We start from the raw sequence: 15064 nt of genomic DNA on the forward strand, positions 1-15064 counted from the left end.
CACCGGCCTGTAAAACGGAAAGGCTCGCTGAAGCCGTATAATTTCTGGAGGTTCATCAGGCGCGGAACTCATCGAGGCGTGGAAAAAAAATTCCACTCTGATGCCGAATAGATTCAAGCAAACCAACTTATTGTCAAAATCGGTGTTGCAAAAACGGGAGTGACCATAGATTCGTTTTCCAGACGTCCTCCTTGATTACGCCCAACTGGTCGATGTTGGTGATGCAGAAAACCACGATAAGAGGTGTCAGAAATCGACTCTAATACATTCGGTCTCAAGATGATCGAATAAGACTCTATATTTCAGACTGTTAGTCTCTAAAAGAGGTTTTCCACACGGTTGACCTTCAAACAACATCAAGTACTGATTCAATCCTTTTTTTTGCCTGACTAGTCAGGCGTTTAATGCCAAGCGAGCGGGTCATTTCCTGTATCTTATTGTCACCTTCAATACTCAGCGCCAGTGCGCGTAATTCCTCACTGGGGATCGCGTCAACCTGACGAATGTCGTTATCCGTGGCTGGCAAACGAAACACATTCCAGTCAGCACGTTGCGCTGCGGACAGCCAGACGAAGTCTTCACCTGAGTGATCGGTTGCAAGGTGATAGTGTTGATCCACAATTTCCATTACGCGTTCACGTATCAGTCTGCCGGCGCGAGTGAAGCCGTGTATACGTGCGATGCGTTGCACAAGCGTTGTATCCAGGACTGGTGATTCACTTGTCACCACCGCTTCAATGAGGGTTTTAAGTGTCTCATCATATTCAGCGATATAGAATTGTTCTGCATCTGTCCTGTCGCACCATTCCTGAAGATCGTTAACGACATACTTACCGACATTCACTGGCTTGTCGTTATTCTGAGAAGCTAAAGATGCATACTTCAGCCCAGTGTTACCATCATCTTCGCTTACTTTGGCAGTAAGCGGGATGACAGGGGTTACTGACGCGGATATTTCCGCATCATTAGCGACAGGTGTAGTTTCAGAAACCAGTATGTCATCACTGACATCATTGGTTACGGGAGCGATGACTGGCGTAATCTGCTTTTGTTTTTCTGCTTCAGCAATCAGTGCGGCTTCCGCTGCTCTGGAGTCCTCCAGCAGGCGACTTATTGCTGCATCCAGCCTGTCGAGTGCGCCTTCTTTATCAATCCACCATTCTGTTGACCAGAGGCGCAGTAATTTCCAGCCCAGGCCCTGCAGGATGGAGCTCCGGACTTTATCGCGATCGCGTGCTGTTGCTGCGCTATGGTAAGTGGCGCCGTCACATTCAACACCGACAAGATAGTCGCCAGGCTTATCCGGATGAACGATCCCCAAATCAATACGGAAACGGGATACGCCAATTTGCGGGACAACATGCCAGCCTTTTCTTCTCAGGCCATTTGCCACTGCCTCTTCAAACGGTGAGTCATAACCGCCTACAGACCCACGTACTGCCTGGGCAAGAGCTACAGGGCCGCGCTGGGCAAACTCAATAAAGTGTTTGAGGTCAGCAACCGCGCGGGCGTTGGTCCGATTAAGGTCGATAAAGGAAGGATCGAACGAGCTGAAGACCATCATTTCCTGCCGCGCACGTGTGACGGCAACATTCAGTCGGCGCCAGCCTCCCTCGCGATTAAGCGGTCCAAAATTCATCGACATTGTATTTGCGCCCGGTTCAGTCGGGCCGTACCCGATGCAGAGTATGATCAAATCGCGTTCATCCCCCTGAACCGTTTCGAGGTTTTTAACCACAACAGGTTCTTCCAGTTCAGACTGGAAGAAGGGTTCAATTTCAGGGTGTTGCTGTCTGGCACGGTCCAGCAGATCGCTGACTAGCTTTTGCTGTTCGGTATTCAGCGTGATAATGCCTATCGATCTGCCTGATGCAACGAACTCTTTATCAGTCAGTCGCTTCACCGTTTCAGCGACGATCGCTTCTGCCTCGGCCTGATTATGACGTCCTTTCCCTTTAGAGTAGACGCCTGCAACCTTGCACCACTGGACAGCACTTTGCTTTGTTTCCGAAGCGGGGAACGTAATCAGGCTACTGTCATAGTAGCGATGGTTGGAGAAGGTAATCAGGCTTTCATGACGGCTCCGGTAATGCCAGCTCAGGCTGTGGTTATACAGGCCGGCAGCAAGACACTCATCCAGAATGCTTTCCATATCTTCTTCAGTATCATCGTCAGTGTCATTGGCTGCACGATTAAAAAAGCTGGTAGGCGGCATTTGGCGGGGATCGCCAGCGATTACCACCTGTTTGCCACGCGCCATGGTGCCGATAGCATCCCACGGGGCAATCTGCGATGCTTCATCGAAAATCACAAGGTCAAACAAGTCCTGGTCCGAGGGCAGGAACTGGGCGACTGAAAGCGGACTCATAAGCATGCAGGGGGCAAGTTTGGCCATGGCATCTCCCATTTCTGCTGCCATCTGACGTACCGGTTTATGACGACGGGATTTCTGTAGTTCATGTTTAAGCAGAGCAAAACCACCCTGCTTGCTGACCTCATTTTTTGCAGGAATGACGCCACATAAACGGGCACGGATGTAGCGTACTGCCAGTTTGGACAGACGATCGGTTTGCGTACGGTAAGCCTCAATATCACTCATGTGCTCAGCCGGCACAAAATTGTGCAGCAGCGGCTCTGAATCGATCATCCACGATGCAAACCAGCGGCAATAGGCAGTTTCAAAAATCTCTGCCGCGCTGATGTCTCCTGAGTCAAGATGGACCAGCGCGTTGATCACTGGTTGCAGGCCATGTGAAATCGCTTCCTCACGCACACGGCTCCAGTCACTCCAGGCTTTAAGAGCGGACTGATGTTGCAGGATATTGAGTGCGCAGTCACGCAGTGCCGGGAGCGATGGTTTATCCTCAGATGGTTTTATCAGATTGCAGAAGCTAACCTGTGCATCATTGAAATCGGCGATCGCTGTGCGCAGTTTCCGGGTTAGTGCGGAGATAACGCCCTGCGAACCGAGAAGGTCATTGGCATCAACAATCAGGTTTTTTACCGCAGTGCGGATCTCGGCCAACTGCTGTGGCGAAGAAGCGAAACCACCAAGCGAATTGCGGATAGATTCGGCAAGTTGCAGGGTGGTCTGCAACTGTGCAACGTTGGTATCCAGTCCAACCCATCCCGGCAGAGATACAGTAGCAGAGTTAAGCTCGGTCAGACGTTGCAGCAATGTCTGCAGAGTTTCAGCAATGGGGAGATCAACGGATAAGTCGGGGGCTGACGTTAGCGAGTGTTGTCGGATAACTTCACCAATGACTTTCTTGCGGGCACTGGTCGCAAAGAACCAGAATTTTTTGTCAGCGACGTCAAGTGCGTTTCTGATCTGTGGGACATTAACGTGCTGCCAACTGTTACAAGGGTAGGTAACTGACAGATTAGCCTTTGTCGCTTCAATCTCTTTCAGGAGGTGAACGGCTTTATTCGCTGACTCTATACGGCTTGCGGCATCCGGTGCGAACATGAAACTCAGATCAATGCCGTAAGCTTCCGACAATAATTCACAGAATGAAGTTAACTGCGACAGTCTCTCCGGCTCGGTAGAGAGCAGAGTAACTCCCGTCGCCTTCAGTAACGCCTCGGTCGCGTCTTCAAGGTGATCGATGGTTGCAGGCAATGAGTTTGCTGCAGCAATGAGAGAGGACTGCCATCCATTGGTCCAGTCAGCCTGCGCGATGAGTTCAAAATGATCGCCGTGCTGTTTCCATGCATCACGGTTCAGCTCCAGACGTTTTACTATCTCTCTGAACTGTGTCATCTCTGCAGAAGAATGCAAAGTCGATGCAGGCCAGCTAAAGTGCGGCGTGGCGCTACTTGCATCCCTGATAACTGTGCCCATTGCCTGATGGAGTGTTAAGCCATTGGGCCAGCGCCGATGGAGCAAACGGACAACCTCATTGAGTTTGTCACGCAGGTGCTGCACCTTGGCCGCTTCTTCCTTCCACTCCTCGGTGGTTAGTAGATCACGCGCATCCCATGCCCGCTCGAGCTGTTTCAGAAAATCCATCTTGGACGTTTTGCTCGAGTGCAGTTCCAGACAAAATTCACCGAGTCCCTGGGCCTCAAGCCTACGATAGACCACATCCAGCGCCGCTTTCTTTTCAGCGACAAAAAGTACGCGCCTGCCTAGCGCAAGGTTATGCGCGATCATATTGGCTATGGTTTGCGACTTACCGGTACCGGGTGGGCCATCCAGAACAAAATCCCTGCCTTTTGCAGAGGCTACAACAGCGGCGATTTGCGAGGAATCTGCAGGCAACGGCAAGAAAAGATCCTGCGTATTGATGTTGTCATCGAGTTCATGAGCGTTGATGACTTCTCCGCTCTTATCCAGAACGGCATTTTCCTGGCCGCGTTCGATAAGATACTTTACCAGCGCACTTTGCATCAGCTGAGGTGCCCGGTCGATGAGATCTTTCCACATCAGATATTTGGCAAAAGAGAATGTGCCAATCACGACATCGCGGGTGACTTCGAAACCGGGTATGTCGCGTACAGCACGCCGTACCATATTCCAGATACCATCCACATCAACACCACTTTCATCGGTGGGTAGATCACCATCGAGGCCGTTGATTGTCAGAGCAAAGTCATTATGCAGCAGCTCAAGCAGTGTAAGGTTGAAGCGGGGCTCTTCTTCCAGCAAACGCATGGTCACGCCCGAAAGTGCACTTTTACGGTCAAGTTGAATCGGCAGCAGTATCAGTGGAGCAGAGTAACTTTTGGGGTCATCAGCAGATTTTTTCCATTTAAGGAAGCCAACAGCGAGGAAAAGAGTGTTGGCACCACCTTCCTCGAGATCACTTTTCGATTTTCGATAGAGGTCGATCAGGGATGACTCGAGGCGGTATTTTTCCATTGAGGAGACGACTTCACCGCGTTCCAGCGCAATCTGAGCGTATTCTTCCTGCAGGTTCTCATTTGTGAGCTGCTGATAAAGTTCGGCATCGCGGCCGCCGCTTTCGAGATCAGGGAGCGGGACAATGCGAATGCGTTTGCCTTCAGCCAGTTTATCTTCAAGATGGCCCGGATTCGCACAGATCAAACGAATGCCTTTAGCGCTTTCAGACAGGTGTAACAGGCGGTTACGGGTGGTTAAGTCCAGAAGTTTTCGTTGCCACTGTACCAGCCGCCCCCCGGCTTCTTTTTCGCCAGTTGTCTCGATATCAATATCAACATCAGGGATATAGGGGGCTTCCTCAAACCCATGCAAAATAACCTCGCAAGCATCCGACTGGTCTTCAAGGCGAGTGCCCCCCAGAGCCAGTGGCCGAATTTTCTGCATACGCGCGCGACGGGAATCAATGGCTGCGTGAAAAACATCCTCGTTAAGATGCTTTAACGCTTCATCAGATGCCTGAGTAAATGAAGGCGGGTGAGCTCTGGTCGCGAGAGTTGTCTCAAATACGACCATTTCTTTCAGGTCGACACGTTTGCGCACCGCAGAGACGTCATCTGTCACTAGCTGCGAAAATTCCTGCGGTTGTAACCAGACACCAGCAAACGCATGACCTTCACTGAGCATTAGCAGTGAATTCAGACCAATCTGTTCCAGTGCTGAAGCAAATAATAATGTTGTATCCAGACAGGTCGCGACTTTTCCTTCCAGAATGGCTCCTGGAGTGCGAATTTTCTGGCCATTGCGTTCAAAACTGGCTGGGGGAAGGGCATAACTGATATTGAGGTTGCAAACAGCAGTCCAGAGAGCTGAGGCAATTTCCCAGACACGAGTTCTCGACTTGCTTTCATAACCATTAAGAGCGTCATCCTTGCCTGCACGGCGAAGGACATCAGAGGTTGCCTTGAGTACACGATCCACAGCCGGATCATTAGGAATAATAAATGAAGGGAGCAATTCAATCATTGCACTGCCACCCCATTCATTTTTCGCCAGTGCCTCAAGCGGGTAATGGGTAATGAAGAGTTCTTCCTCACCCTGGCGCAAACTTAGCGTGACTTCGCAGAGTACGCTTTCAGTCAGTTCGGCTAGCCATTCAGCATTAAGTTTGATATCCCGATCTCTGATATCAAGTGAAGTACCGGGAAGCAGGCGATCGATATTCCATTTTTTTTCTTCGAGCACAGCTGGCACGGTCCTCAGATGCAGTGTCAGATCCTGAAATGTCTCTTCGGACTCATTATGCAAGATAAGCTCACGTAACAGCGGAACTGCATTTTGGTGTGATGTGAACCCCAGCTTGTGCGCGATACTCACCTGCGCTTTAATACCCATGAAACTAATTCTCCTTAAGAGGAAATCAATCAAATATGCACAGTATTGCTGACGACAGGAGATGCCTTGAACAGGCAGAAAGCATCAGCAATTTGATTGCTCTGACGACGAGTATAAGAACTGGCGCGCAAGTTCAGGATGCATCATTCGCGGATTAGGTTAGGGGGCGAAAGGCAGTGATTGTAAAATCTATGCACGCGTCCTCTACCGTCAAGAGGTCTCACTAAGAAGCATCTTAGTATTTCGCTAACATAAAGTATAAAGAGAACCTGATCTATAGATTAGGTCAGCCCAGTAATCTGAGGTAGGATAGCAATTTCATAAAATTTTATCTCAATGATAAATATAAGTTTTTACCCCCTCCCCCTCGATTCAACTGTAATAATGAACAACAAAAAAATCAAGAAAAGGTGATATTCGATATAATATTTTAAAAAATGGATTGATAACAATTGAATATATCCCTTTATTTGTTCCCTGTTATTTAACAAGCCACGATTTTAGTCATGTCTTTGTCAAACAGTGAACTCACAGCTCTTAGCAGACCACACGCCTCTTCAAGCGGTCCGCTACGTGCCATAAACGGACATTCAATCCTTCAATGTAATAACTTAGGATTAAATATCCTTTAGATTGATGTAGCACGACGGGACAAACTAAAGTGAAATTTGACTTAAATGGCGCATCCGATCAACTATTTTTAGCCACTATTACAATACGCGCAGAACGTGCGTCGTTTCATGAAAAAGGGGGCTGGCAATGTGTTGCCATTTGACAGTGCCAGCGCAAACAGTACTGGCACATACAGGTGAAAGCCTTTGAAAGGCTCGGCTAAGACGTTATGAAATTAGAGTCCTGCTAACCCTTCTCATCCCTGGACCCAGGAAATAAAAGCCAAACGGGAGAGAGCCTATAACGGTGAACAGAAGACTATAGATGGCAACTCATGCTCCCTGAATAATGAACAAGGATATGTCCCGGGTTTCCATTGGCAGATTGTACTGGTCTTCAACGCCCTGAAAGTGATCCGCACGGTCAGAGTGAAAAAAGCCTGCGTCAGATGCAACTGTATCGTTGAAGCCCCTGCGCCATCACGTCCCATCGACCGGGGTATCGCCGGACCGGGTCTGCTGGCCCGCGTGTTAACGAGCAAGTACTGTGAACATACGCCACTGTATCGCCAGACTGAAATCCTGGTCCGTCAGGGTGTGGATCTCAGCCGGGCGCTGCTCTCCAACTGGGTGGGTGCCTGCTGCCGGTTAATGGCCCCGCTGGATGAAGCCCTTTACCACTACGTGATGGACTGCCGCAAACTACACACTGACGACACACCTGTTCCGGTGCTGGCATCGGGCAGAAAGAAGACGAAAACCGGGCGGTTCTGGACGTATGTTCGCGATGACCGGAGCGCTGGCTCGTCAGATCCGCCAGCGGCGTGGTTCGCCTTCTCGCCAGACAGGCAGGGGAAACATCCTCAGCAGCATCTTCGCCACTATCATGGTGTGCTGCAGGCGGACGCCTTCGCAGGTTATGATCGGTTGTTCAGTCCGGAACGTGAAGGAGGGCCGCTGACAGAAGCCGCATGCTGGGCCCACGCGCGCAGAAAAATCCATGACGTCTATATAAATAAGCACGCAAACAGCGACAGCAGAAGAGGCCCTGAAACGTATCGGTGAGCTGTACGCGATAGAAGAAGAAATACGCGGCCTCACGGCATCTCAGCGGCTGGCAGCCAGGCGGTCCCGAAGTAAGCCGCTGCTGACATCGCTGCATGACTGGTTGGTGGAAAAAAGCACGACACTGTCAAAAAAATCCCGGCTGGGCGAGGCGTTCGTTTATGCCCTGAACCAGTGGGATGCGCTGTGCTACTACTGCGATGACGGCCTTGCAGAACCTGATAACAATGCAGCGCAGCGGGCGTTACGGGCAGTATGTCTGGGTAAAAAGAACTATATCTTCTTCGGCAGCGATCATGGTGGTGAACGTGGAGCCCTGCTATATGGGCTGATCGGAACATGTCGGCTCAATGGTATCGATCCGGAAACCTACCTTCGCTACATCCTGAGTGTACTGCCGGAGTGGCCGTCGAACAAAGTGGCTGAACTTCTGCCCTGGAACGTAGATCTCACCAATAAATAGCCGTCAATACGGCGCTCGCTGAACGCTTACATATTAAAAGATTATTCATTCCAAATACCAATAAAGAAAGTTCGACAGTGTCAACCATCAATCAATAGAATTACCCTATTTTTTTACATTAAACAATAGGCTGTAATGGCGTTTTTTTTAAGAAAAATACGATTCAAACATGGGATAATAAATTAAAATTCTGGCTATTTTTGGATTAGGGAGTCAATATGTCTGAAGGAGTTTCTAAAAATTCCAGATATGAAATCATTGCAATTCTGAGAGATGAACTCAGGATTCAATCTAAATTGTACTTCTATTGTAATAATATAAAACACCAGTCGACACTAAAAAAAATAGAAGGAAATTTTTTCTATATAAAACCATCCACCTCTCATCCTGGCCTTCCTAAAGAGAGCATTTTTTATTTTATCATCCACAGCCCATTAGGAAAAATAGAATTCACAACCAACAATCGAATCACTGCCAAAAACAATTCAAACAATCTTCTATGCTTCATTATCCCTGAATCATTATCAATACTACAACGAAGGACATCACCAAGAATTAACGTTAGGTACGAAAGCCAGTTTTATTGCTCTGGAAGATACAGAAGTGGCACTATTTATAAATATCACTTGAATGATATATCTGAAGGTGGTTGCTCGTTTATATCCCTGGAACCTTTGCATAGTTTTATTAGGAATGGAAATAAACTTGAAAATTCAGAGTTAAATCTTGGGGAGTACGGACAAATCCTTGTTAATTTAAAGATAAAGCATATATCCGAGAAAAATAATCACAAACAATGTGATACAACAAGCTTCAGAGTATCTTGCATGTTTTATTACGAAAGTGAAGAAAAAAAAGAGGAGATAGAAAAAATAATTGTCAAATTGATAATTGATAGAAAAATAAAAAACAGGCGAACCCTAGTTTAATTTACCTGATGAAATACAATTTCAATAAAAAACAACCACTTTAACCTAAAACACTATTAATTCAATAGCACACAAGACATTTTTTATGATAACGATAGTCAACAGGAAAATTTAACACATTGAAAAACACATTACTTTATACTGACGACAATATCATCGGACACTCGATCCATGATTATATGATTGATAACAAAAAAAACATCACCACTCTTAACTTCCAGGATATTGTTAAGGGGACCAGCGCGCCATCAACCACTACCATTATTGTCAACACTATCCATAAGGATATCTCTGCAGCCACAACGGTCGCATTGCTTAACACCCTGCGCAAGCGTCTTACGCACTGTGCTTTGCTGGTTTTAATTGTAAAAAGTGACCTCTCCAGACTGTTCAGGGAGCTGCTTGATATCGATCATTTATTGATTTTGACTGAAAAATCTTCTTTATCAGATTTCTCAGCCATCATCAACAGACCTTTGACCGCCGATGGCTGTCAGGGATTATGTACCCGGCGTAAGCTAACCGCCAGGGAACTTCAGGTTCTGGAGCTAATCATTGCCTGTAACAACAATAAAAGAATCGCATTACTCCTCGATATTGATCACAAAACGGTACACAGCCATAAAGTACATATTATGAAGAAACTGGGGATGAATAACTCACGGATAATGAATAAAAGGATAGTCAATATGTATCGGTGCTAAAGCCAAAAATATGTGGGTGACCAATCAAAAGCCGATAATTCATTGGTAATCTGCCTTTAATAATCATTCCCATCGACATAAACCTCACCTATAATAAAGTTATCTTCTCTTTACCTCCGACCTGATTTTTGACGAGAGATAATGAACGCGACTCTGTTTTCCAATCATAATTTATCACGTAGCGATATATCCGTTCGTTATGTCTTTCAAAAGATGTTTTCCCCAAAAAATACGCTCGTCGCCGTAGAGTGCCTGAGTCGTTTCGATAGCCTGTCTATCTCTCCAGAAAACTTCTTCCGCTATGCCAATACGGGATTGCGCGAGAGCATATTCATGGAGCAGCTGGCGCTTATTGAAAAACATAAACAGTGGTTTAATAAAAACGGCATCTCTGCAACAATCAATATTGATGACCATATACTCAACATATTGCTAAGACCAGAGATTAAAAACCTCGTTGATCACATTGGCTGCGTTCACTTTGAGGTAACAGAAAACTCGAATAAATTATTGAACAATGCTCTTGCAACCTGGAGCGATCCGCAAAGTACGACGCTCTGGCTCGATGATTTTGGCTCAGGTAATGCGGGTATTAGCGCGATTCGAGGCTACCATTTTGATTATGTCAAAATCGATAAAGACTTCTTCTGGCATTTAATGCAAAAAGATTCTGGCCGACCATTGATGGACGCGCTGATCACCTTTCTTTCCCGTAACCACCATAATGTGATTATTGAAGGCGTAGAAAGTGAAGCGCACAAGAAATGGTTACAGGGCATGGAATGGTTTGCTATTCAGGGACACTACTGGAAGGAAGTCAGTATTGAACAACTGGTCAAAGAAGATATCAAGGTTTAAAAAAATGCCGGAGCATTCCGGCATCAATATTAACATTCGCGCAATAAAGTCAATCAATCACTCAATTATAAACTAACTCCCAGGTCGCCCAGCTGGTCAACGGACCGCTGGTCGCTTTTTCCGGCGCTGGCGTAACGTAGCCAATGTAATAAGTAAATATCCCGCCATCCACCGCCTTTTCGACCAGAGGCACCCGGTTTTGCTGCGGGTCAGCCGGGACAATTTTATTGCTCTTGTCCAGCGTATTATTGTCGTTAGTCGACAGGGCCAGGAAAATATGGCTGGCCCCGTCCGCGCGCGTATTAGCCAGATAACCGGCGTTTTCATTACTGACGGAATTGACCATAAACCCATCAATCCAGCGTACGCTCACCATCCGAACTTCATCTTTATCCGCCGCGCCGCCATCATGGCGAAGCTGGCAGTTTGAGAGTTCCAGCGTGAAAGGCTGTGGTTTCATAAATGCCCCCGCCCCGCGATCGTGTACTTCTGCCAGGCTGACCGGCGCCAGCCAGACGCTTCCACTCCCTGCATTATTGCCGCCGTTAAGCGCCACGCTACAGGAGATGTCGGTCACTCGTCCGGCAAAATCAACCCGCCCACGATCGTAATTCGTCTCGAATCCCCACGCCGAGGAGGCAATAAGCGTCCCGCTCATCAAGGCCAACTGAATGAGTCGTGTGCTATTTTTATACTTTGCTGAATCACTCATACCCGCCTCCCGCATTAATCGTACGTCAGGTTAAAGATCATGTGCGACTCCACTTCACCGGTACTGGTAGTCGGCGCATATTGATAGAAGCGCGCATGGAGAGGCAGGGTGATAAAGCGGGTTTCCTGCGTGCGCAAGCTCCCGATGCTGTATTTTTTGTTAAATTCCAGCGGCGTGCCTTCTCTCAAAACCTGAATACCAATGCCTTTCGCCAGCGAGGTTCCTGCTTTTTCGTTCAGCAACGCCCCGCGAGTCAAGGCCGTCCCCGTCGCCAACGTGCCGGAGAAAGAAGTCTGAATATTGGCGTACCCCGACTCGCTTAACCCGCCGCTGCACTGTAGCTCAATATTAAAATCCTTACCCCCGGCGGTGGTTCCCACGCCGTTGAGATCGCTGCGCTTGATGGTACCGACATCAACGTTCATATTTTTGCCGCTCAGGATGGTACACGAGGGTGAAACCACGGTTATCGCATTGGCGCTCAGGAGCGTCACCAGGATCGGGTTATTACCGTTCTCCCAGTCATAAGAGGTATATTTACCCGCCGCCAGGGTGCCGCTGCCGGTTACCGCTGCGGTCTTTATGATTTCCAGCGTAAAACGCGACCCTTCAAGCGAAAAATTACCGCCTCCTGTCGTAAACGACCCCGGATAGATAATATTGACCGTTGAACCGCCGCGGCTAAAACGCATACCAATACCCGGCACATTGGTAGAATAAACTTTATTTCCCAGGTCGGTGACGCCTGAAGCCACAATGCTAGCTTTAAAAACGGTGGTACCGGTGCATCGATAGTTAATGCCGGAACCTGCGGGCATGGTCCAGTTTTGTGTGGCAATGACCGCTCCTACGGGTAAGTCGGGGTTTACAACCACCCTGCCCATTGCCATATCCAATTGCACGGTTGGTGCGGGGCCGCGCGTACAGGCAGCCCATGCCGACGTTGTCCCCAGCGCCATTAAGCCAATAAAAAGCGTCAGTTTTTTACTTAGCGACATAGCGTTTCCTTTGTTTTTGCCTGACTTAAATCCACCGAACACTGTCCGCCGCTCCACTTAACCGTCGCCTTCGGCACGCTGGCATCGCTGATAAACATCATGCTGCCCTGGCCCACCACGCCTATCTCTTTCCCGGACGGGTCGAATATCGTGGCGGCAAACGGTAACGGTAGGCCGTTAGTCTGGCGCGCCTGTACCGTGATGTTGTTCTGCACCGTGGTATCGAAGGAAACCTTAACCACGCTGCCTTCCCACGGCACCACCTGCGCCACGGTACGATCAAAGGCGACATCGTCGTTGCTGCCCTTCGGGTCAATTTCAACGGAGTTAATCCGGTAAGGCCGCAGATACGGCAGGATGGCGTAGCCATTGCTGTCAATACGGGTTCCCGGCGAGCCGGGCAACATCGCGCCAGCGGCGTCTTTCGCTTCGATCAACGCCATGGTAGTGCCGGTTTCCGGCGAGAACACCACGCCGTGGCGATGGGCAATCAGCGTTCCGCTGGCACCGATACCGCTCTGGCGATATCCTTCGCCTTGGCTATAGCTGCCGTTCAGCGTGGTCCACGGAGTACGGTAGCTGCCGTTCAGCGCCACATCATGCTGACCACCGGTAGACGTGGTTGTCGACACGCCGTAGTTGAGGTTGTTTTCGCTATCCAGCGAACCGTTGACGCCAATTTGTGAACTAGCGAAGCGTGAATTATTAAACGAGGTATTTGACGTCAGGTTAGCGGTACGGTTTTCACCGAACCACAGCGGGTAGCTGAAGTTGAGCGAAACCCGATCGTCGCGACGGTGGCCAGAACTATCCGGGGTATAGACACGCTGAGCGCTCACTGACCACGAGAGCCGGCCGTACATATTGTTGTAACTAAACTGGTACTGCTTCTCGGTTCCGGAACGGTTCCAGTAATCCGCCACCCGGCCGCTCAGATAAAAACCGCCCCAGCCGTCCGGCAGATTTTGGTTAACGGTAAAGGTCATACCGTTTTTTTGCCGCCAGACGGTGTAATTACTGTTGTGGTTTTTTTCCTGATCAACCGCATACAGCGCGTCGTTCAGATTGTAATAGCCTTTGGTGGAGTAACGATACGCCGCCAGCACGATACTGGTCTGGGTTTCGGTAAACATGCGGTTAAAGGTGGCGCGGTAGCTTTGACCATGCTCGTCAAGGGTATCGCTCTTCAACCGTGAATGAGTAACGTCGAATGACAGCGCGCCGATGCCGGTGTTCATCCCGGTTCCCAGCAGGAACGCCTGGTAGTCATCAAAACCAGTGACGCCGGTATAGCCGGTAAACAGGTTATTTAAACCGTGCTGCCAGGTTCCCTGGTAGAGCATCGGCTTATTACGCAGCGAACTGTCGTCGACTTTACCGGCAGAGAGCGCATAGCGGGTCATCCCTGGACGCAGTAATTGCGCCACCGAGGCGTAAGGCACGCTAAACACTTCAACTGTACCATCGGCTTCTTTAACCGAAACTTCCAGGTCGCTACCGTAGCCGGAAGGGTAAACATCCTGCAGGGTAAACGGCCCCGGCGGCACCGTGGTCTGATAGATAATATTGCTGCCCTGACGAACCGTTACCAGGGCGTTGCTTTGCGCTACGCCACGAATTTCCGGGGCGTAGGAGCGCATGCCGTCCGGGAACATATTGTCATCGGTCGCCAGGTTTACCCCGCGCAGGCCAATGGTGTCGAAGAATTCGCCGTTGGTAAAAATCTGCCCGCCGCTGACTATCGAGTTAATCTGCGGAATGGGCCGCTGCAGGTAAGTTTGGTTGCTGTTCCAGTGGGCTTTTCCCTGCTGCTGCTGCCAGTTCAGGTTACCGATATGCCTGAGCAGCCAGCCGTCCCACGACAGGCCCGCGTTAATACCCAGATAAGCACTGCTGTTATCAGAACCGTTGGACGACGAGCTGTGGCTGTTCCAGGCGTTTGCCATCCAGCCTAAATTCAGCGCCGCAACGCCTTTATCCCAGAACTCCGGGCTGACAAAGTTTTTAAGACGCTGATCTTCGTAGATTTGTGGTACGGATATATCCAGTCGCAGGGAGGACTGGATCAGAGTGTCTTTAACATTTTCTTCGTTGCGCCACTCTTGCAGGCGTCCGCAGAAGCCCTCTTTCTCGCTGAGCTGCGGGTTGAATTTTTCAGGCGAGATCCCGTATTGCATCAGCATCGCTTTGGTATAGCAGACGCCCATTTTGCCATCTTTACCGGCGGTGATTTTCAGGTCGTAGCGCCCTTTCCATTCGCCGTTGGTATACACATCAAGTGAATAGACGCCCTCGCTGATAGCGCTGGTAGAAAAGCGCGACAGATCGACCTTTTCGCGACTGCCGACGATAAACCCATCGTTAAACTGATAGACCGTTCCCGGGTTTTCCTCTCCGCTGGAAAATGGCGGAAAGCAGCACAGCGCAACCGCAATGGCCGTGCTTAATCTTCCCGGGCAGATTGACCTCTGCTTCATGATCGTTTC

The 15064-nt window shown here is 49.1% G+C and carries 7 protein-coding genes and 2 pseudogenes; 4 read left to right on the forward strand and 5 right to left on the reverse strand.

Translation table 11 applies throughout. The features are described 5' to 3' along the window. Positions 1-346: 346 nt before the first annotated feature. Entirely contained in the window at positions 347-6238 is a 5892-nt protein-coding gene (proA, locus tag OGX98_RS12770) for an anti-phage protein ProA (RefSeq protein WP_047357848.1), read from the reverse strand. 839 nt (positions 6239-7077) lie between these two features. After that, positions 7078-7260: pseudogene (locus OGX98_RS12775) on the reverse strand (DUF2534 family protein); the annotation flags it as partial. On the opposite strand from OGX98_RS12775, the pseudogene tnpC reads away from it, so the two are divergent. The 4 genes and pseudogenes from tnpC to mrkJ form a co-directional block, all read left to right on the forward strand. Then, a pseudogene (gene tnpC, locus OGX98_RS12780) lies at positions 7231-8377 on the forward strand (IS66 family transposase); the annotation flags it as partial. The pseudogenes OGX98_RS12775 and tnpC sit on opposite strands and share 30 nt — an antisense overlap. A gap of 218 nt (positions 8378-8595) precedes the next feature. Next, complete coding sequence (locus OGX98_RS12785) at positions 8596-9306, forward strand: flagellar brake protein (RefSeq protein ID WP_048998667.1); 711 nt, start codon at positions 8596-8598, stop codon at positions 9304-9306. 119 nt (positions 9307-9425) lie between these two features. Next, positions 9426-10010: a helix-turn-helix transcriptional regulator gene (locus tag OGX98_RS12790; protein WP_048998666.1), complete on the forward strand. Its 585-nt coding sequence runs from the start codon at positions 9426-9428 to the stop codon at positions 10008-10010. Positions 10011-10151: 141 nt separating this feature from the next. Then, positions 10152-10868, forward strand: a complete 717-nt coding sequence (mrkJ, locus tag OGX98_RS12795; RefSeq protein WP_048998665.1) for a cyclic-di-GMP phosphodiesterase MrkJ — start codon at positions 10152-10154, stop codon at positions 10866-10868. Between the two features lie 61 nt (positions 10869-10929). Here mrkJ and OGX98_RS12800 read toward each other — a convergent pair whose 3' ends face one another. Genes OGX98_RS12800 through OGX98_RS12810 form a run of 3 tightly spaced genes read right to left on the reverse strand, consistent with a single transcriptional unit; the run spans position 10930 to position 15055 of the window. Then, positions 10930-11580: a fimbrial protein gene (locus tag OGX98_RS12800; protein WP_048998670.1), complete on the reverse strand. Its 651-nt coding sequence runs from the start codon at positions 11578-11580 to the stop codon at positions 10930-10932. A gap of 14 nt (positions 11581-11594) precedes the next feature. Then, the gene (locus OGX98_RS12805; protein ID WP_047358721.1) at positions 11595-12578 is read right to left on the reverse strand and encodes a fimbrial protein; all 984 of its coding nucleotides are present in this window, start codon (positions 12576-12578) and stop codon (positions 11595-11597) included. Next, entirely contained in the window at positions 12569-15055 is a 2487-nt protein-coding gene (locus OGX98_RS12810; RefSeq protein ID WP_047358720.1) for a fimbria/pilus outer membrane usher protein, read from the reverse strand. The genes OGX98_RS12805 and OGX98_RS12810 overlap by 10 nt, the downstream gene beginning before the upstream one ends. Between the last annotated feature and the right edge of the window lie 9 nt (positions 15056-15064).

This window comes from Citrobacter sp. Cm046, assembly GCF_030333065.1.
Taxonomy (GTDB): domain Bacteria; phylum Pseudomonadota; class Gammaproteobacteria; order Enterobacterales; family Enterobacteriaceae; genus Citrobacter; species Citrobacter murliniae.